Annotated in this window: 15 protein-coding genes; 7 read left to right on the top strand and 8 right to left on the bottom strand. The window is 67.5% G+C overall.

Annotated elements, in window-relative coordinates:
• Positions 1-49 precede the first annotated feature (49 nt).
• The 6 genes from Y958_RS25785 to Y958_RS25760 form a co-directional block, all read right to left on the bottom strand.
• Entirely contained in the window at positions 50-625 is a 576-nt protein-coding gene (locus Y958_RS25785; RefSeq protein ID WP_088874747.1) for a hypothetical protein, read from the bottom strand.
• On the bottom strand, positions 625-2,133 hold the full coding sequence (locus tag Y958_RS32895; RefSeq protein ID WP_088874746.1) for an FAD/NAD(P)-binding protein: 1,509 nt from the start codon (positions 2,131-2,133) through the stop codon (positions 625-627). The genes Y958_RS25785 and Y958_RS32895 overlap by 1 nt, the downstream gene beginning before the upstream one ends.
• A gap of 161 nt (positions 2,134-2,294) precedes the next feature.
• Entirely contained in the window at positions 2,295-3,077 is a 783-nt protein-coding gene (locus Y958_RS25775; RefSeq protein ID WP_244909607.1) for an ATP-binding cassette domain-containing protein, read from the bottom strand.
• Positions 3,074-3,862: an aliphatic sulfonate ABC transporter permease SsuC gene (gene ssuC, locus Y958_RS25770; protein ID WP_088874744.1), complete on the bottom strand. Its 789-nt coding sequence runs from the start codon at positions 3,860-3,862 to the stop codon at positions 3,074-3,076. The genes Y958_RS25775 and ssuC overlap by 4 nt, the downstream gene beginning before the upstream one ends.
• Positions 3,859-5,073 carry an FMNH2-dependent alkanesulfonate monooxygenase gene (ssuD, locus tag Y958_RS25765; protein ID WP_088874743.1) on the bottom strand — a complete coding sequence of 405 codons (1,215 nt, stop codon included), beginning with the start codon at positions 5,071-5,073 and terminating at the stop codon, positions 3,859-3,861. The genes ssuC and ssuD overlap by 4 nt, the downstream gene beginning before the upstream one ends.
• On the bottom strand, positions 5,070-6,035 hold the full coding sequence (locus Y958_RS25760) for a sulfonate ABC transporter substrate-binding protein (protein ID WP_088875246.1): 966 nt from the start codon (positions 6,033-6,035) through the stop codon (positions 5,070-5,072). The genes ssuD and Y958_RS25760 overlap by 4 nt, the downstream gene beginning before the upstream one ends.
• Positions 6,036-6,388: 353 nt before the next feature.
• Between Y958_RS25760 and tyrS the strand changes: the two genes are divergently transcribed.
• From tyrS to Y958_RS25725, 7 genes are all read left to right on the top strand, one after another.
• Complete coding sequence (tyrS, locus tag Y958_RS25755; RefSeq protein ID WP_088875245.1) at positions 6,389-7,648, top strand: tyrosine--tRNA ligase; 1,260 nt, start codon at positions 6,389-6,391, stop codon at positions 7,646-7,648.
• A gap of 92 nt (positions 7,649-7,740) precedes the next feature.
• Entirely contained in the window at positions 7,741-8,556 is an 816-nt protein-coding gene (locus Y958_RS25750; protein WP_088874742.1) for a hypothetical protein, read from the top strand.
• A 122-nt stretch (positions 8,557-8,678) separates the two neighbouring features.
• On the top strand, positions 8,679-10,145 hold the full coding sequence (locus Y958_RS25745; RefSeq protein ID WP_244909606.1) for a S10 family peptidase: 1,467 nt from the start codon (positions 8,679-8,681) through the stop codon (positions 10,143-10,145).
• A gap of 410 nt (positions 10,146-10,555) precedes the next feature.
• On the top strand, positions 10,556-12,778 hold the full coding sequence (locus Y958_RS25740) for a TonB-dependent receptor (RefSeq protein ID WP_081486382.1): 2,223 nt from the start codon (positions 10,556-10,558) through the stop codon (positions 12,776-12,778).
• A 102-nt stretch (positions 12,779-12,880) separates the two neighbouring features.
• Positions 12,881-14,623 carry a M61 family metallopeptidase gene (locus Y958_RS25735; protein WP_088874740.1) on the top strand — a complete coding sequence of 581 codons (1,743 nt, stop codon included), beginning with the start codon at positions 12,881-12,883 and terminating at the stop codon, positions 14,621-14,623.
• Between the two features lie 183 nt (positions 14,624-14,806).
• The gene (locus tag Y958_RS25730; RefSeq protein ID WP_186291494.1) at positions 14,807-16,021 is read left to right on the top strand and encodes a pyridoxal phosphate-dependent aminotransferase; all 1,215 of its coding nucleotides are present in this window, start codon (positions 14,807-14,809) and stop codon (positions 16,019-16,021) included.
• A 29-nt stretch (positions 16,022-16,050) separates the two neighbouring features.
• Positions 16,051-17,517, top strand: a complete 1,467-nt coding sequence (locus Y958_RS25725) for a S10 family serine carboxypeptidase-like protein (protein ID WP_088874738.1) — start codon at positions 16,051-16,053, stop codon at positions 17,515-17,517.
• A gap of 23 nt (positions 17,518-17,540) precedes the next feature.
• Here Y958_RS25725 and Y958_RS25720 read toward each other — a convergent pair whose 3' ends face one another.
• The gene (locus Y958_RS25720; protein WP_088874737.1) at positions 17,541-18,026 is read right to left on the bottom strand and encodes an Lrp/AsnC family transcriptional regulator; all 486 of its coding nucleotides are present in this window, start codon (positions 18,024-18,026) and stop codon (positions 17,541-17,543) included.
• Positions 18,027-18,216: 190 nt separating this feature from the next.
• On the bottom strand, positions 18,217-19,908 hold the full coding sequence (locus tag Y958_RS25715; RefSeq protein ID WP_145727612.1) for a M61 metallopeptidase family protein: 1,692 nt from the start codon (positions 19,906-19,908) through the stop codon (positions 18,217-18,219).
• Between the last annotated feature and the right edge of the window lie 117 nt (positions 19,909-20,025).

Here is a 20,025-nt window from a genome sequence, read left to right as displayed (position 1 = left end):
GCACCGGGGGCGTGGCTGTCATCCGATCAGCGCCGAAATTCCGGCGGCGTCATGTGCTAAAGGGCAGAAACTGCCAAATGGGCGCCGCCTCCGCCCCGAAGAAACGATTGTCTCGCCCAGTATCGGATGCCGTGAAAACAGGCCGCCCGTCCTTATACTGATTGGAGGCTGCGGCCCATATGCCGGGTGCGCTGCCAATCTGTGGGGCGCCTTCCCCCATGACGGCACCGTTTGCGACCGCCATCGGGCCGATGGCCCGGCCGGTAACGGCAGGGCTTGGCAGCAAAGACCCCAGATATCCTGGGTGGCTGTTCACAGACCGATTGGCGATGCCCGTCCACACCCCCTGAGCATCGCCCGCCGCATGGGCAAGCTCGTTTACGGCGGCCGCGTTCTCGAAGGCTGCCGGAGCCGATGCGTTTCCGAAGGAGCCGGGCAGCACGCACCACGCGGGAACGGAGTTGGCGAGAACGCCGTTAACGGGACTGGTAATACCCGTCGCAGAATCGGGCGTGATCTGTGTCAGCTTCATGGGTTTCTCCGTATTGGCCGCCCCGGTAGCCTCGGACGATTTCATTTCAAAAATCATATTTGCTTCCCCTATCAACAGCGTCAGCTGGAGCATCAATCCGCCACGGCGACGCCCGGTTTGGACCGCGCACCGTTTTTCGGCGCTTCCGGGGCGGCCTGGCCCGGCAGGCGCCGGGCCACGGATCGCGCCACCTCCTCGGCATGGGTCAGCACCTGGGGCAGGCCCATCAGTTCGCCGAAGGTCGCGCGGGCCAGGGGACCGGCCACCCACAGCGTCTCATCCGGCACACCCCGCACGTCCAGCACCCGGCTCTGGTCGTCGACGGCGATGCCCAGGCCCAGCGCGTCTGGGTGCAGGCGGCCGCTTGCCACCAGCGGCGCCAGAGCCGGCACGGCGCCGATCAGGTGGTCGTGCGCCGGCCCGGTAGCCACCACCACCGCATCCACCGTGCGAGTGAGGTTGGCGCCGCCCCGGCGCGGGCGCAGGGTGGCGTGAATGCCATCGGGTGCCGCACCGATGTCCGTCAGGCGCGCCGCCAGAATCTCCAGCTGTCCCCGCGCTTCCAGCGCATGGATCGTCGCTTCCGGCTGAGGGGCGATGCGGTAGCGGTGCACGTCCCAGAAGGGTCGCAGGTGGCGCAGCAGTTTGCGCTTCTGCTCCAGGGGTAGGGCCTGCCAGATGGCGCGTGCGTCGCGACGCACGGCGTCCAGCACCACCTGCCACGGCCTACCCTCGACCTCCGCCGCTTTCACCGTGGCGCGGATGCGGCGCAACAGGGCCAGGGCCGTCACCTCGGGCCGGGTAGCGAAGTCGCCCACCAGGTCGCTCGCGTCCAAGGCATGCCCCCGGGGCGTCAGCCCACGGCGGGAGAAGACGGTGATGGGGCCCTTGTGCCCCCCGGCCTCCAGTGTGGCCAGGATGTCGGCCATGGTCAGGCCTGAGCCCACCACCAGCACCCGGGCATTCGCGTCCAGTCCATCCAGCGCGCCGGGCGCCCAGGGATTGGCGATCAGGCGCGGGTCGTCGCCCAGCGCTTCCACCAGGTTCCGGGGCGGGGACGGCGGCGGATGGCTGGTGGCGATGATCACCATGTCGGCCACCAAGCGGCCGCCATTCTCCAGCGCCACGGCATAGCCGAAGGATTGGCCCGGCGGCGCGTCGCGTGGAATGGGGGTGATGGATGTCGCCCGCTGCTGCACGTGACGGATGTGGGCGGGCCCGTCAGACGCCGCCTGTTCCCGCACCAGCCCGTCGAGATAGCGCCCGAACTCCAGCCGGCTGGAGAAGATGTGCCCGCCCTTCACCAGGGCCTGCGGGTCGGTGGCCAGCACGCCGGAGCGGCGCAGCCAGCGGTCGAAATGCCCCATGTCGGCGGAAAAGGCGCTCATGCGCGCCGCCGGCACATTGATGCGGTGCTGCGGGTCGGGGGTGGAATAGGCGACACCGCCGCCCAGCAGCGGGCGCGGCTCCACGATATCGATATCCACCGGCACCGGCGTGTTGCGGGCCAGGTGCAGGGCGGCAATGGCCCCGCTGAACCCGCCGCCCAGGATGACGACGCGGGGGGCGGTTCTTTGGTGGGGCGCATCACCCAGGGACATGTGGAACCCGATCAAGTGATACCGGTTGCAGCGGTGCCGGTTATAGGGCGGCGGTCAGGCTGTCGGGTGCCAGAGTGTCAGGGGCCAACGATTGGTTCAAGGCGGCACGTAGTTGCCTTTTATGGTGTGAATTGAATCGCCATGAGAATGCTTTCCTTCTTTTAGACGGAGTTGAGGATGCGGCGTTCCAGTTCCGCCAGCCGGGGGGCGCCGCCGACTCGGGCGCTGCGGGGGATGTCGACGGTGATGTCCTCGGCCACGCGGCCGTCGCGCAGCACCAGCACGCGGTCGGCCAGGGCCACGGCCTCCGCCACGTCATGGGTGATGAGGATGGCGGTGAAGCCGTGCTGGCGCCAAATCCGGGTCAGCAGGCGGTGCATGTCGGCCCGGGTCAGGGCGTCCAGGGCGCCGAACGGCTCATCCAGCAGCAGGATGCCCGGCTCGGTCACCAGGGCGCGGGCCAGGGCCACGCGCTGCTTCTGCCCGCCGGACAGGACATAGGGCCAGTCGCCGGCGCGATCCGCCAGGCCCACCTCGGCCAGCAGCGCCTGGGCGCGCTCCTTCCAGTCGGGGCCACGGGCGATGCCGACATTGCTCAGCACCCGCTGCCAGGGCAGTAGGCGGGCGTCCTGGAACAGCAGGCGCACGTCGGGCTGCAGGCCCCGGCGGGCTGTGCCGTTGATGCGGATGGTGCCACTGGTTGGGCCGTCCAGCCCGGCGATGAGGCGCATCAGCGTGGTCTTGCCACCGCCCGAGCGGCCGACGACGGCGACGAACTGCCCGGCCGGGATGACCAGGTCCAGGCCCTTCAGCACGCCCACGTCGCCGAAGGCCTTGGTGACGCTGTCGAAGGCCAGTTCCAAGCCCTTGCCGGTAACGGTAGCCTGGTCCTGAACCTCGGGCTGAACCTGGGGTGGGGGCGCCGCGCGCAGGGGGACCATCATGCCGCCTCCAGCCCGGTATGGAAGGACGGGTTCCACTCCAGCGCCCTGCGCTCCAGCCAGCGCGACGCGATGTCGGCCAGCTTGCCCAGCAGGGCATAGACGATGATGCCCAGCAGCACCATGTCGGTCTGCAAGAACTCCCGCGCGTTCATGGTCATATAGCCGATGCCGGAGGAGGCGGAGATGGTCTCCGCCACGATCAGGGTCAGCCACATGATGCCCAGGGCGTAGCGCAGGCCCACCAGGATGGCGGGCAAGGCGCCCGGCAGGATGACGCGCAGGTAGAGGGCCACGGGGCCAAGGCCATAGACCCGGCCCATCTCCACCAGGCCCCGGTCAACCGAGCGAATGCCGTGGAAGGTGTTGAGGTACATGGGGAACAGCACGCCCACGGCCACCAGGAAGACCTTGGCCTCCTCTCCGATGCCGAACCACAGGATGACCATGGGGATGATGGCCAGGTGCGGCACGTTGCGCAGCATCTGCAAGGAACTGTCCAGGATGTCCTCGGCCAGGGGCAGGGCACCGTTGATTAGGCCCAGGGCGAAGCCCAGGCCGCCGCCGATGACCAGGCCCAGCACGGCACGCTCCGCGCTGATGCCGACATGATGGGGCAGGCTGCCATCCTTCAGCGTGGTCCAGAAGGCGACGGCGATGTCGCTGGGCGCCGGCAGCACGCGGGCCGACAACCATCCCGCCTTGGCCGCCACCTCCCACACCGCCAGCAGGGCGAGGGGCAGCAGCCAGGGGACCAGCCCCCGGCGCAGGGCTTTCGTCCTGGTCATGATGCCGATGCCTGGCGCAGGGCGGCGGTCTCCTTGGGTGCCGGGGGCAGGGTGTTGGCGATGCGCTCGCCAAAGGGGCCGTGGTTGGTGGCCTCGCCCTTGTCCCGGCCATTGCCTGGCGCCAGCGGCAGCAGGGGGAAGACCAGCTCGGCGAAGCGGTAGGCTTCCTCCAGGTGCGGGTAGCCCGACAGGATGAAGCTGTCGATGCCGACGGCCATGTATTCCTTCATGCGCTGCGCCACCGTTTCCGGATCGCCCACCAGGGCGGTGCCGGCGCCGCCGCGCACCAGGCCCACGCCGGCCCACAGGTTGGGGCTGACTTCCAGCTTGTCGCGCCGGCCGCCGTGCAGCGCCTGCATGCGGGCCTGGCCCACGCTGTCCATGCGGGCGAAGGTCTTCTGCGCCTGGGCGATGGTGGCGTCATCGACGTGCTGGATCAGTTCATCGGCGGCACGCCAGGCGGCTTCGTTGGTTTCGCGCACGATGACGTGCAGGCGGATGCCGAAGGTCACCTTGCGGCCCTTGGCGGCGGCGGCGGCACGGACGACGGCCACCTTTTCCGCCACCTGCGCCGGCGGTTCGCCCCAGGTCAGGTACTTGTCGACCGTCTCCGCCGCCACGTCGATGCCGGCGGTGGATGATCCGCCGAAATACAGGGGCGGGTAGGGCCGCTGCAGGGAGGGGAAGAACAGCCGCCCATCCTCGATGCGGATGTGCTTGCCCTCATAATGTACCGTCTCGCCGGCGATCAGGCGGGTCCAGACCGACAGGAATTCCCACGTCACCTCATAGCGCTCGGTATGCGACAGGAAGATGCCGTCGCCGGCGTTCTCCACCGGGTCGCCGCCGGTGACGACGTTGATCAGCAGCCGGCCGTTGGATACCCGGTCCAATGTGGCCGCCATGCGGGCCGAAACGGTGGGCGATTGCAGGCCCGGCCGCACCGCCACCAGATAGCGCAGCCGCTCCGTCAGCGGCGCCAGGGCGGAGGCAATGACCCAGCTGTCCTCGCAACTGCGCCCGGTGGGCAGCAGCACGCCGTAATAGCCCAGGCTGTCGGCCGCCTGTGCGATCTGCTTCAGGTAATCGAAGCTGACGGCGCGGGCGCCGTGGGTGGTGCCCAGATAGCGGCCGTCGCCATGGGTGGGGATGAACCAGAAGACGTTCGCTTCCGTCACCGGTTCGGCGGGGTGAAGGGGGGTGTCGCTCATGATTTCGATCCGGGAATGGCGTCCGAGACGCGGATGGGCTTGGGGATCAGCCCCAGCTGGTGGAAGGTGTCGGCGATCTTCTGCTGGGCAGCGACCACCTCGGGTGTGATGGGCTGCACGCCGTAGCCCATGCGGGCCAGCGCCGTTTCCAGCACCGGCACCGGGATGCCCACCTGCGGGCTCAGGCGCTGGGCCACGGCCTTCTGGTCGCCCCTGGACTGGGCGTCGATGTCCTTCAGGGCCGCCAGGATGGTCTGCACCACCTGGGGCCGCGTCTCGTTGAAGCCGCGTTCGGCCAGGTAGAACTGATGGTTGGCCACCAGGTCGCTGCCGTCGGCACGCACGCCGTCCACCAGCACGCGGGCCTGGGTGGCGGCCGCCGCGGCGGCGTAGTAGGGGTCCCAGATGACCCAGGCGTCGACGCTGCCTTGCTCGAACGCCGCGCGGGCATCGGCCGGCGCCAGGTAGGTGGGCTGGATGTCGCTGTATTTCAGGCCCGCGTCCTCCAGCGCCTTCACCAGCAGGTAGTGGACGTTGGAGCCCTTGTTCAGCGCCACCTTCTTGCCCTTCAGGTCGGCCACGCTTTTCAGCGGACTGTCCTTGGGCACCAGGATGGCCTCGCCCTTGGGCGCGGGTGGTTCCACGCCGACATAGACCAGGGGGGCGCCGGCGGCCTGGGCGAAGATGGGCGGCGCCTCGCCGGTGATGCCGAAGTCCAGCGCGCCGACGTTCAGCGCCTCCAGCAACTGCGGGCCGCCGGGGAATTCCCGCCATTCCACAGCGATGCCTTGGGCTTTCAGCTGTTTGTCCAGCTTGCCGCTTTCCTTGAGCAGAAGCAGGGTTCCGTATTTCTGATAGCCGATGCGCACCGGCTTTTCCGCTGCGGATGCCGCGCCAATACCCAGGGTCAAGGCCGCAGCCAGGGCCAGGCGGCAAAGGGCGGAATAGGCTTTACCCATCATGGTCTCCCGCAAATTCACACTTCCTGATGCGCTATTTAACGATCGATGAGCGTTATTTTACGATCTAAGTTGAGGCTAAATTAACGGTCTGTTGAGAGTCAATCTGTATAATTAACTGCAAAATTATGTTAAATAAGGAAGCTATGCGCTGCGGCGGCTTGACAGGGCGCGGGCGGGATGATCACCATCCGCCCATGGTCACAACGCTGCCCCCCTGCTGCACGTATTACGCGCCCTCCTCATAGGAGCGGCGTTGTTCGACCATGTTGAAACGATGCCGCCGCCAAGGCGGCAGTCGTTTCCCAAAAGCGGTCTCCCTCTTGGTGGCGGTCCACCAGACCAGGAACCGCTTCATGGATACCCAGGATTTTTCCCCACAGACGTTGCGCTCCACAGCCCTGCAGGCGCTGGGCGCGCGCGGCTACATCCACCAGTGCACCAACCTCGATGGGCTGGACGCGGCTTTCGCGGCCGGTGTGGTGCCGGTCTACATCGGCTTCGACGCCACGGCCGACAGCCTGCACGTCGGCCATCTGCTGCCCATCATGACGCTGCGCCGCCTGCAACGGGCGGGGCACAAGCCCATCGTGCTGATCGGCGGCGGCACCACCCGGGTGGGTGACCCCAGCTTTCGCGCCACGGAACGTCCGCTGCTAAGCGACGAGCAGATCGCCGCGAACATCCAGGGCATCCGCCGGGTGTTCGAACGTTTCCTGACCTTCGGGTCGGGGCCCATCGATGCCGTCATGGTCAACAACGCCGACTGGCTGGACCGCCTGGGCTACATCGACCTGCTGCGCGACATCGGCCGCCATTTCTCCGTCAACCGCATGCTGTCCTTCGACAGCGTGAAGGCGCGGCTGGAGCGGCAGGACCCCATGAGCTTCCTGGAATTCAACTACATGATCCTCCAGGCCTTCGATTTCCTGGAACTGCACCGCCGCGCTGGCTGCCTGGCGCAGATGGGCGGGTCGGACCAATGGGGCAATATCGTCAACGGCATCGACCTGGTGCGCCGGCTTGAGGGGCGGGAGGTCTTCGGCCTGACCACCCCGCTGCTGACCACCGCGTCCGGTGCCAAGATGGGCAAGACCGCAGGTGGTGCCGTCTGGCTGAACGCCGACCGGCTGCCGCCCTACGACTATTGGCAGTTCTGGCGCAACACGGAGGATGCCGACGTCGGCCGCTTCCTGCGCCTGTTCACCGATCTGCCGCTGGAGCGCATCGCGGAGTTGGAGGCGCTGCCGGGGGCGGAGATCAACCAGGCCAAGGAGGTGCTGGCCAACGCCGCGACCGCCCTGGCCCACGGGCCCGAGGCAGCCCAGGCCGCCAATGAGACCGCCCGCCGGGCCTTCACCGGCACCAACGCCGAGGGCCTGCCGGCGGTGGCGCTGACGGGGGAGGAGGCGCCGGACGGCGCCCTGGTGGTCGACCTGCTGGTGCGCGGCGGCCTGGCGGCCTCGAAAGGGGAGGCGCGGCGCCTGATCGCCGGCGGTGGCGTGCGGGTCGATGGGGTGGCGGTGGCGGACCTGGATGCCCGCATCGTGGCGCGGGCCCTGCCGGTGCGCCTGTCGGCGGGGCGCAAGCGTCACCTGCTGGTGCGCGGCGCCTAAGCATAAACGGTGGGTGCCCAGGCGATCCCTTGCGCCCACCGTTGCCCTTCGGCACAGTTCACCTGGGCAAGCACAGGGGCGTTGGGGGCGTCATGGGCAAGCGGGCGGTCATCACTTTTTTGGCGGTCGTGTTGGCAAGCGGCGGGGCGGAGGCCGCGGAGGTGCCCGTGCCCGGTCTCACGCCGGCGGATTGTCAGGCGCCCACCTCCGCCTCTGTCCAGGCCTTGTGCACCGATCCAAGCCTGGGCCAGCTGATCGACAGCGTTCAGGATGTGCCCTATGTCCGCCTGGGCCGCGCCTGGACGGTGGATGAGGCGATGTTCCAGCGTTGCGACGCCACGCTGGACGCCCGCGCCTGCCTGGACCGGGAATACAGGGTGAAGATCAAGGCCGTGCAGGCGGAATCGGCCAAGCGCGCCATGGCCTACGCGCCGGACGGCAGCAAGGCCGACGCCAAGGCCCTGCTGGCCCGCATCGCCGGCATTTACCGGCACCCGGTCAAGACCGCCGACGGCGCCCACGGGGCGGAGGACGTGTTGCAGGTCACCCCGGTGGCGGATGGCGCCGCCTACCTGGACATGCGCCTGTCCTTCCATAACGGTCAGAGTTGCACCCTGACCGGCATCGCGGAATACAAGAAGATCGGCAGCTTCGTCTTCCAGGATCCGGCGCCCACGCAGCGGTGCCTGCTGACCATGACCCTTAGTGGCGATGAGGTGGGCTTCAGCGATCCCACCGGCGCCTGCGCCAAGTTCTGTGGGGAGCATGCCAGCCTGACGGCGGAAACCTTCGTGCTGAAGCAGAAAAAGAAGCTCCGCACCCTACCGGCCGTGCAGCAATCTCCAGCGTACCAGGAAGCCCTGCAAGCCTACCAGGCACGCCACGCCACGGCCAAGGCCACCCCCTGACGGCCAGTCCCCGCATAAAACTTGCCGTCACCCGCCCGGCGGGCGGGATAACGCAAAAACATTCCGCCGCCGGCCGGTATTATTTCCCCTGAGAACAGGGCGCCTGCGACAGGGGGACGACGATGACCGGGAAAGCCACCGGACGTAAAGTGGGGGGCCTGATGGCCGCGCTGATGCTGGCCATATCCATGCCGGCATTGGCGGACGCGCCGGCCGTGACCCATCACACCACCACGCTGAACGGCCATAAGCTGTCCTATGCCGCGACGGTGGAAGGGGCGGATGTGAATGACGCCGCCGGCAAGCCGGGCGCGCACCTGGTCAGCTTCGCCTACACCGTGGAAGCCAAGGACGCGGCCAAGCGGCCGGTGACCTTCGTTTTCAACGGCGGGCCCATCACCGCCTCCCTCTGGTTGCACCTGGGCGTCATGGGGCCGAAGCGCGTGGCCGTGCCGGATGACCTGAAGGCCGATCCCGCCACCTTCACGCTGGTGGACAATCCCTATTCGCCGCTGGACGCCACCGACCTGGTGTTCATCGACCCGGCCTCCACCGGTTTCAGCCGCGTGGCCGAGGGCGTCGATCCCAAGAGCTATTTCTCGGTGAAGGCGGACGGGCAGGAGGTCACCGCCTTCATCCAGGCTTGGCTGGCGCAGCATCATCGCGAGGGTTCCCCCGTTTACCTGCTGGGTGAAAGCTACGGCACCATGCGTGCGGCCGAGGTGGCCGGCCAACTGGCCGAGCTGCCCAAGCCCATCCCGCTGGCTGGCGTGCTGCTGATGGGGCAGGCGGTCAATATCATCGAATACGTTCAGCGGCCGCAGAACATCATGAGCTACGTGGTGTCGCTGCCCACCCTGGCGGCCATCGCCTGGTACCACCAGAGGGTGGACCGCCACGGCCTGTCGCTGGAAGCTTTCGTGGATGAGGCGCGGCGCTACGCCCAAAGCGACTATATGCCGGCGCTGTACCAGGGCGGCGCGCTGCCGGTGGCCGACCGTGACCGGGTGGCCCAGCGGCTGCAGGAGCTGACCGGCATTCCCGCCGCCTATTACCGCGACCACGCCCTGCGCATCAGCAAGGAGCAGTACCGGGGTGAGCTGCTGAAGGATCAGGGCCTGCTGCTGGGCCGCGCCGACGCGCGCTATGCCGCCCCCATCACCGACAAGGGCATCGGCCCCGACCCCTTCGCAGCCGCCGTCATGCCGGCGTTCTCCCGCCTGTTCAAGGACTACCTCCACACCGACCTCAAGGTCGACCGCGCCCAACCCTATGTGGAGATAGCGGAGGTCCAGGGCCTGGACGACTGGGGATGGGGCTACGCCTCGCCCTTCGCCAACTGGGCCTACAGCGACCGCCTGCTGAAGGCCATGAAGGCCAATCCCAAGATGCAGCTGTTGATCGGCAACGGCTATTACGACACCCAGACCACGGTGGGGGCGGCGGAGCTGCTGGTCCGCCAGGGGGGCTGGCCCGAGGGTCGCGTGCGCCTGACCTTCTATGAGGGCGGGCACATGGCCTATACGGATGAGGGCGCCGCCCGCAAGCTCGGCACCGACATCCGCGCCTTCGTCCATCCAGCACCCTGACGCCGGCGATCCCGGAAATCCCACGCCCGCAGGTGCCGCCTGCGGGCGTTTGTATTTCGGCCATGCGACAGGCCGGTCTACCGTGCTCATCCAGGGAAAATCTATTCCTCGATCCAGGATCGGCGGCATTGGAAATGCCGTCTTTAGACAGCCAAGGGGTGTTCGGTTCCGTCTGGTGGTCCTTCACCCGCCTGCGCGGAATGAGAGGCCAACCTGTCCCGGCAGAAAATTTCCGCAGTGCACACCTGGGGAATAAAATTTTCTCCCCACCCGCTTCGGCATACGCAATTTGGAAAGAAAAGCCCGGGCGCGGCGGTATCATAAATTATCTTTTTCGACCCCGCCGAATAACAAAATCCCACAAGGATTGGTGGCGGCAGAGGGCGCTCATAAGAACAGGGGGTAGTAATATGCAGGGCAAGAATGGAATCCGGGCGTTGCTCGCCACGACTATTCTTACAACTTTCTCTTTCTGGTCGCTGCCCAGCTTCGCCGATGGCGCGGCGGCTGATGACAGCCTGGATGAGCTGCAAGAGATCGTCGTCACGGCGCAGAAGAAGACCGAGCGCCTGATGGACGTGCCGGCCTCCGTCGCCGTCGTCACCAGCCAGTCGCTGCTGCAGGCCAACAACACCCAGCTGCGCGACTTCTACACCCAGGTGCCGGGCCTGAACGTCACGTCCAGTGGCAACGGCCGCACCACCATCGCCATCCGCGGCATCACCACCGGCGCCGGCAACAACCCCACCGTGGGCCTGACCATCGATGACGTTCCCATCGGCTCCGCCACCAGCGGCGGCCTGGGTGACGCGGTGGTCCCGGAAATCGACCCGTCCAGCCTGCAGCAGATCGAAGTGCTGCGCGGGCCCCAGGGGTCACTGTACGGCGCCAGCTCCATGGGTGGCCTGATCCGCTACGTGACGGCGGCGCCCAGCCTGACCGAGACCTTCGGCCAGGTGGCCGTGTCCGGTTCCAGTGTCGCCCATGGTGGCGAGGGCGGCGGCGGCCGCGCCTACATCAACGTGCCCATCGTCGAGGACAAGCTGGGCCTGCGGGTCAGCGCCTTCGCCCGCATGGACCCGGGCTACATGACCAACGCCAACAGCGGCCAGACGGAAATCAACGTCAACCGCACGGAAGGCGGCCGCGCCAGCCTGCTGTGGCAGATCACGCCCAGCGTCAGCTACCAGGCCTCCGCCACCTACCAGCACATGACGGCCGGCGGCTCGGCCAACGAGTACGTCTCGGTGGATCGCGTGCCCACCTATGGCGACTACACCCAGGCGCCCATCGCCGGCCTGAACACCGGCTATCTCGACATGGGCATCTACAACGGCAACCTGAAGGCTGACCTCGGCTTCGCCAACTTGGTGGCCGTCACCTCCTACAGCCACACGGTATTCAACGGCCCGCAGGACACCACCGGCACCTTCGGCCGTTACCTGGGCTTCTTCTTCCCCGCCCCGGCCCTGCCGGCGCTGGGCACCGGCATCTACAACTATTACCAGACGAACAAGCTCAGCCAGGAAATCCGCCTGGAATCCCAGCCGGGCGGCATGATCGACTGGATGGTCGGCGGCTTCGCCACCAACGAAGACAACCTCAACCGTCAGAACGTCTACGTCGCCAACAAGGCCAACGGCGAGAACGTCGGCTTCCCCGACCTCTACACCGTCTTTGGCCCGTCGCATTACCGGGAATACGCCGGCTTCGGTTCCGCCACCTATCACTTCGACGACAAGCTGGACTTCACCTTCGGCGGCCGCTTCAGCCGGCAGTTCCAGGAAAGCTACCAGGATGTCGGCGGCGTGCTGCAGGGTGACAACGAAATCACCGACATCCATTCCGGCACCAGCGTCTTCACCTACTCGCTGGGCCCGCAGTACCACATCAACAAGGACATGATGGTCTATGGCCGCGTGTCCACCGGCTTCCGTCCCGGCGGTCCCAACGCCGCCCCGGGTGAGCCCGCCGCCTACAACTCCGACACCACCACCAACTACGAGGTGGGCTTCAAGGGTGTCGTGGTCGATCGCTTGCTGACGGTGGACGCCGCCCTGTTCGACATCGAATGGGACGACATCCAGCTGCAGGCGGCATCGCCCACCGGCTTCTCCTACGTGCAGAACGGCGGCACGGCCCGGTCGCGCGGTGGCGAGCTGACGCTGACCCTGACGCCTTCGGAAGGGCTGAGCGTGGTGGCCAACCTGGGCTACACCGACGCGACGCTGACCGAAAACATCAAGACCTCGGGCCTGTACGGCCTGAAGGGCCAGCGCCTGCCGTACTCCGCCAAGTTCAGCGGCAGCCTGTCGGCGGACCAGAAGTTCCGCATCATGGACGGCTTCAATGGCTTCGTCGGCGCCACCGTGTCCTACATCGGCGACCGCTACAGCGTGTTCCCGACCAAGTCCACGGGCCAGCGTTTCTTCATGCCGTCCTACACCACGGTGGACCTGCGCGCCGGCGTCACCCACGACGACTGGAACCTGTCTGTCTACGCCAAGAACCTGGGCAACGAGATCGCCTTCGTCTCCGGCGGCCCGCTGGATACCATCACCCGCACGGGCATCTACTCGGCGGCCATCATCCAGCCGCGTACCTTCGGCATGACCATCAGCAAAGACTTCTGATGACCAAGCCTTGATGGACGCGTGAGTGACGGGGCCGGTCCGGCAGCACCGGGTCGGCCCCCTGTTTTCCGGGGTCGGTAGAAGCAGGCGGGGGCGCGGGCGATGCGGTATTTCAAGACGGGTGGCTTGGCGGCCCTGCTGGCGCTGTCCGCAGCACCGGCGGCCTTGGCAGCACCCCAGTTGGCCGTGACGCTGAAGCCGGCTGCGGCGGAGGGGGCAGGGCCCAATGGGACAGGGATCGTGCCTTTTGTTGACGTCACGGTTGAGATCCCGGACGTGGAGGCGGAGGCGGGTGCGCCGCTGCTGCGCCTGCCGCTGGTGGCCAACAACGTCAAGAGTGTCGCCGACACGCTGACGGACCTGACGGCCAGCGACGCCGCCGGTCCCGTAGCACTGACGGCCAAGGACGATGCCGACAGGCCGGCCATGGCTTACCGCCACTGGACGGCGGCGCGGGCGGTCAAGGGCGCGCTGACGGTCCGTTACCGCGCCCCGATCACCACCCTGGCCAACCCGCGCGGCGCCGCCCCGCCGCTGGAACTGCGCACCGACGGCGGCGGCTTTTCCGGCGCGGCCGTGACCTTTTTGATCCTGCCGGAGGTGGATGCCAAGTATGGCCTGGCGCTGCGTTGGGACCTGTCGGCGGCCGGCCCAGGCGCCGCCGGCGTTTCCAACTTCGGCACGGGTGACGTGACCTCCAGCGGTCCCTTGAGCGCGGAGGATCTAGGCGCCACCTATGTCATGGGTGGGGCCATCCACCGCTATCCCGAGGCGCCACCCAAGCAAGGCTTCTTCTCCGCCTGGCAGGGCAGCCCGCCCTTCGACGGCACGGAACTGATGCGGTGGACGGAATCGCTGTATCACCATTACCTGGGCTATTTCAAGGCGGTGGGCACGCCGCCCTACGGCGTTTTCCTGCGGCCCAACCTGGTGAACGCCGGCGGCGGCGTGGAACTGAACGGCGCCTTCATCGGTACCTTCGACCAGAAGACCGACGTGAAGGACTTCAAGTTCACCCTGGCGCACGAAATGGTGCACACATTCGTGCGGTCGCTGGATGCTTCAAAGGAAGACGGGCCGCAGGGCTTGGCCTTATCCTGGTTCAGCGAGGGCATCGCGGTCTATTACCAGAACCGCCTGCCGCTGCGCGCCGGCATGATCACGGGTGATGAGTTCCTGAGGGATCTCAACACCACCGCCGCCCGCTACTACACCAACGCCCTGAACGGCACGCCCAACAGCGCCATCCCGGACCGCTTCTGGGCCGACACCCGCATCCGCGTGCTGCCCTACGATCGGGGCGCCCTGTACTTCGCCCTTGTGGATGGCGAGGTGCGCAAGGCCAGCCACGGCAAGCGCTCCCTGGATGACCTGATCCTGGCCATGCTGGACCGCCGCCGCCACGGCCGGCCCATGGACCACGCCGCCTGGGTGGAGGTCATCACCCATGAACTGGGACCGCGCGGCAAGCTGGAACTGGACGCCATGCTGAACGGCGCCCTGGTCCTGCCGGACGACGATGCCTTCGGCCCCTGCTTCACCCGCACCACGGCCGCCTTGCGCCGCTATCAGCTAGGCTTCGATCCCGAGGTGCTGATCCAGCCCAAGCGCATCGTGCATGGCCTGATCCCCGGCTCGGCCGCGGCGGACGCCGGTCTGCGCGACGGAGATGAGATCGTGAAGCCCGTGCCCCAGGACATGATCCAGGGAAACCAGCAGGCCACGCTGACCCTGCAGATACGTCGCGACAGCCAGGTCTTCCCAATCACCTACCTGCCCCGGGGCGAAACGGTGCAGGCCTATCAATGGGCCCGTCGTCCGGATGCGCCGGCCAATTGCCGATAGGGCGGGAACCGGTGCGGTCAGCTTATGCGCGGCTCCGGCGGGGTGCTGCATAAACCGACCGCCGCCACCCTGCCGGACCCGGGCATACGCAAAAAAGCACCCGCCAAGTCGAATAGAATTTAGGCATCGCCGGCTTCGATGACCCATCGCGCCCGAATGCCTGGCCCGAATAGGAAGTACGCCTTGAAATCTGCCGGTAAATCCGTCGGTTCCGCACCCAACGTCCCCTCCGGTACCCCGTCCGGCGGCGACTTCTTCGCGGCCGCCCAATATTCCGACTGGGTGCGGGGGTCCATACGCGCGCTCGCCGGCCGACCCAACGCCATTGCCCTGTACGACAGCACCATCAGCGAACCTTCGGATCTGCTGGCCGGACTGGTGGCCAAGTCGCTGGTCACCGTGGATGACGACGGCGCGCCACGGCTCAGCAGCCGCTACGTCAGCGTCTTCGCCAACGGCAACCGCTTCCTGGTCGACGCGCTGTGCGCGCGCTATGACGAGACGCCGGAGCGGTTGCAGACCGTCACCGGCGTCACCGGCGCCCTGCAGCTGATCCTGCGCGCCCTGGTGAAGCCGGGCGAACGGGTGCTGATCGAAAACCCGGGGTTCAAGCTTCTCACCAACCTGGCCTTGGAGGCGGGCGCCGTGGTGGATGAGGTGGATCGGCCGGCGCCGCATTTCGGCATCGACCCGGCCCAGGTGGCGGCCAAGCTGACGCCCGAGACCCGCTTGGTCATCCTGACCAATCCGCACAACCCCACCGGCGCATTCCTGGATCACGCCACGCTGAAGGCCGTGGCGCAGGCGGCGGCCACCGTTGGCGCGCTGCTGGTGGTGGATGAAGTCTACGGCGATTTCGCCCGGCGCCCCTCGGCCGGGCTGGCGGCCAGGCTGGCGCCCAACATCGTCAGCCTGGCCAGCCTGACCAAGGTGTTCGGGCTGTTCGCGCTCAAATGCGGCTGGATGGTGGCGGCACCCGAGGTGCTGGGCCGCATCCGTGCCGGCCAGCCGGAGGGGGATGTCGGCGTGTCCAAGCTGTCGCACGCCGTGGCCGCCCATGTGATGGAGAATGCCGACACCTTCGACCGGCACTGGCAGGCGGTCATGACCTCCACCACGCCGGTGCTGCACCGCCACGCCGCCGCCATGCGGGACGAGGGCCTGATCGAGGGCGCCGTGCCGGCGGCCGGTTGCCTTTATTTCCCCCGCATCGTCGGGGTGGCGGACACCCTGGCGCTGACCCGTCACCTGTGGAACCAGGTCGATCTGCTGGTGGCGCCTGGCGAGTATTTCGGCCTGGCCGGCCATGTCCGTCTGGGCTACGCCGGTGATGCCGAGACATTGGACCGGGGATTGAGCCGGCTGCACGCCGGCCTGCGGGCCTGGCGGGATCGGTGAGGGAAACGCGGCAACGGGGGAGTGGGGGCATGCGGGCGGCAATACGGAACGGCATCAGTGCGGTGGCCCTGGCCGTGGCGGGCTGCGCGGCCCGTGACCCGGCGATGGCGCCCCCTTCCGGGGTCGCCCACCAGCAGATCACCCTGGCGGGCAAGCCGCTGCGCTACGTGGCCGAGGCCGCGACCCTGGACCTGACCGATGCGCAGGGTGTGGTGCGGGGCCACGTCTTCTACGTCGCCTATCGTGTTCCCGGGCAAGGCGGCCGGCCGGTCACCTTCCTGTGGAACGGCGGGCCTGGTGCCAATTCCACGTTGCTGCATTTCGAGGCCTTTGGCCCGAAGCGGCTGGAGGGCGGCGCCCTGGTGGACAACGCCCAGACTTTGCTAGCCGACAGCGACTTGGTGTTCGTCGATCCCGTGGGCACGGGCTTCAGCCGCCCGGCCACGGCGCAGGATGGGGCGCGTTTTTACAGCACCCTGGGCGACCAGTCCTCCATCACCGACTTCGTGCAGGCCTGGACCCAGCGCCATGCCGATGTCCGCACACCGGTATACCTGATCGGTGAAAGCTTCGGTGTCTGGCGCGCCGCCGGTGTGGCGGAGGCGCTGGAGAAGCGCGGCCGGCCGGTGGCGGGCGTCGTCCTCATCTCCGGCGGCATTCCCGTGGGGCCGGTGCTGCCCAAGGAACTGGTGACCGCGCTGAAGCTGCCGGGCCGTGCCGCCGCCGCCCAGGTGCACGGCCGGCTGCCGGCCAGCTTGGCGGGAACCAGCCCATCGGCCACGGCCGAGGCCACCCGCGCCTGGGCGGAACAGGTTTACGCCCCGGCCCTGGCCCATCTGGGCGATCTCAGCGCCCAGCAAAAGGCCGCCCTGGCCCAGGATGTGGCCCACCACATGGGCGTGGACCCGTCCCAGGTCGACAGGACCAGCCTGGCGGTCTCGTCCCGCCAGTTCCTGAACAACCTGCTGCCCAGCCGTCGGCTGGATACCTTCGACATGCGTATCAGCACGACGGTGAACCCGGGGGCCGGCCAGGTGGACGCGGAGGAGCCAGGCGCCGCCATCATGGTGCGCTATTTGCGCGAGACCTTGGGCTACCACACCGATCTGCCCTATCTGGGGCTGGAGAAGGACACCGACCCGGCGGCCAAGCCGGTGGGCGAGCAGTGGGACTACAATTCCGGGGATACCTCACCGGCCGCCTTCGCCGCCGCCATCGCCGCCGCGCGCGCGGGTGAGGGGCCGCCCGGCGCGGAACCCTGGATCCGCAGGGCCATGGAGATGGACGGCAAGCTGCGCGTCTTCGCTGCCGCAGGGCTGTACGACAGCCTGAACAGCTGCGCCGCCAACGAGATCCTGAAAACCAGGCTGGAACCGGGCCTGTTCGCCCGGCTGTCGGTGAACTGCTACGGCGGTGGCCACATGATGTACCGCGACGCCGAGGCGCGGGTGCGCCTGAGCGCCGACCTCGGCCGCTTCATCACCCGCCAGCCCTGACTGGGCCCGGTGGGTAATTTTATTCACTGGAACTGGCGTGGTTTCAGCGGCACGGCGGTGGTGTGCTTGGCCTCCGACAGGGTCACGATGGAGCGGATGTCCTGCACGCCTGGCAGCTTCATCAGGCTGCTGAAAATGAACTGCTGATACCATTTGACGTCCGGCGCCACGACCTTCATCAGGATGTCCATCTCCCCGAATACGGTATAGCATTCAAGGATCTCTGGAATGTTCTCCACACCCCGGAAAAAGGTCTGGCGTTCCTCGTCCGACAGCCGGGCCATCTTCACCTGGGCGAAGATCTGCATGTGGAAGCCAAGTTTCTCCCGGTCGACGATGACCACTTGGCCCTTGATATAGCCCTCGCCCTGCAGGCGCTGGATGCGGCGCCAGCAGGGGGATTGGGAAATCCCCACCTTTTCAGCCAGTTCCGCCGTGGTCAGTGACGCGTCTTTCTGCATCAGCGTCAGGATTTTCATGTCTATGGCGTCGAGTTCCGCAGCCGGCATATCCTATGTGATCCCCTGTTCATTCTGGTATCGCCCATGGGGTCTTCCGCCCCTGTCCAGCATAAATCTACCTGGTTTGAACGGCCTCCGGTAGCGCCGGTTTCGGGAAACCACCGGCCGGCGGCGGCCCAGCGGAGGCCATGAAAAAGGGCCGGGAAAGACCCGGCCCCCGATGTGTCGACCCAGCCAATCAAAGATGGCAGGCGCTGTCCTCCACCCCCGGCACGCGTTCCCAATGCCAGCTGGTCACGGCCTGGCCGCGTGGCAGGTAGGTGAAGCTCCGCTCCTGGCCGTCGCGCTTGACGGTGATTTCCATCTGCTTGGCCGGGTCGTCCATCAGCGCCTGCTTGGGACTGGACTTCACGATCAGGTCGCCTTCCTTCACACCGGCCTGGGCGGCCGGACTGTCGGCGCGCAGATCGGCCACCACACCCAGGCGCATCTCGTCATAGCCCAGGTCGAAGGGACGCTCCGGCGCCTTCACGGCGCGGTAGCAGGGGGCGAATCCGGTGGGGGCGGGCTCGATCAGTTTGCCGGCCACCATGTCCTCATATTCCTGTCGGGCGCCGTCGCCCAACTCGCGCACCACCATGGCCACCCATTGCTCCAGGCCCACCTTCTCGCCTTTGCGCTGGCGCTCCAGCACCTCTAAGACCAGATCGTCCAGGCTGCGCCTGCCGTCCGACGTGGCGCGGATTTCGGCGTCGACGCGGGCCAGATACATGAAGCCCCGGCCGTAGGGCACGCGCTGGGCGCGGGCGTCGCTCCAGAATTTGGCACCGGCCTGGGTGTTGGTCAGAGCCACGTAAGGATTGCTGTAGTAGCCGGAGGCATGGTCGTTGACCACGCGCAGGAACTTGGCCTGGTCGATCACGCCGGCGCGGCCGGCCAGCACGACGGAGTAATATTCGGCCATGCCCTCGGTGTACCAGGCGGTGGCGGCATGCTCCCCGCCGTCCAGCCTGGGCCAATTGTGGGTCATCTCATGGGCAAGCAGCATCTGGGTGTCGCTGCCGGCCGTGGTACCATCCACGCCGTAGCCGAACATGAAGGACTTGGCCAAAGCCGTGCCGCCGCCGGCGGGGTAGGGATTGGCCCGGATGAAGACGCGGTAGGGCGCGCCGTCATCCTTGAAGAAATGGGACATGTAGCCGTAAAGGCGCTGGATGCCCGTGGCCAGGTCGTTCACGTTGAAGGGCGGCTGGGTCAGCCAGTACAGGCCGAAATTGCCCTTCCCCGCCGCCGGCACGCTCTTCACCGAACCGGTGGCGTAGAAGGAAAAGGCCAGCAACTCCGCCGGGGCGACCGTGGACTGGTCGCCTTCGCCCAAGCTCCAGATCCCCCGGGCGCCCTTGGGCATGCCTGACAGATCCCACTTCAGGCTGATGCGGTAGGGCTGCTCCCCCGCCGGCAGGGCCAGGAAATAGACGCCGGCACCCATCAGGCCGTCCGCCTGCTGGCGCAGGTCGAACAGCGGGCCGTTGCGCGTGGCGACGCTGACGGCGCGGGGCGGGGTACCGTACCGCACCACCACGTCGCCCACCGTGGCCCGGCCCACGTCATAGTGGCGGTAGGTGCCGGTGGGCGTCGGCGCCTCATCCGCCATGGTCAGCGGCAGGGGGCCCTTGTCGTCCCGCGCCACGATGGCGCTGGCGTCATAGCCCGCCGTGGGGGTGGAGACGATGGTGGTGGGCATGCGCAGCAAGGGCTGGCCGGCGGCCACGCCGGGATGCGCGATGCGCAGTTCCACGTCCATGCGATCGGCCACGCCGCCGCTGGCGTGCGGACGCAGCACGACGTCCAGGGGGGCTGGCGCCTCGGCGGCGGCGGCGCTAAATGTCAGCATGGAGGTGGCCAGCAGGCCCAAGGTCAGTTTTCTCATGGATGGTCCCCACCTGTTCTGTCCGGCCGTTTCCCCGGCCGCTCAAACGCCCCCGCGTTCCCGCATGATGGCGGACGGCGGCAGGTTTATGTTTTCCCAGTGCCGGCCCCGCGCTGG

Origin of the sequence: Nitrospirillum viridazoti CBAmc (genome assembly GCF_000730165.1) — a bacterium.
GTDB classification, from domain to species: Bacteria; Pseudomonadota; Alphaproteobacteria; order Azospirillales; family Azospirillaceae; genus Nitrospirillum; species Nitrospirillum viridazoti.
Note: the sequence above shows the minus strand (reverse complement) of the source record. Positions and strands in the feature narration are given on the sequence as shown.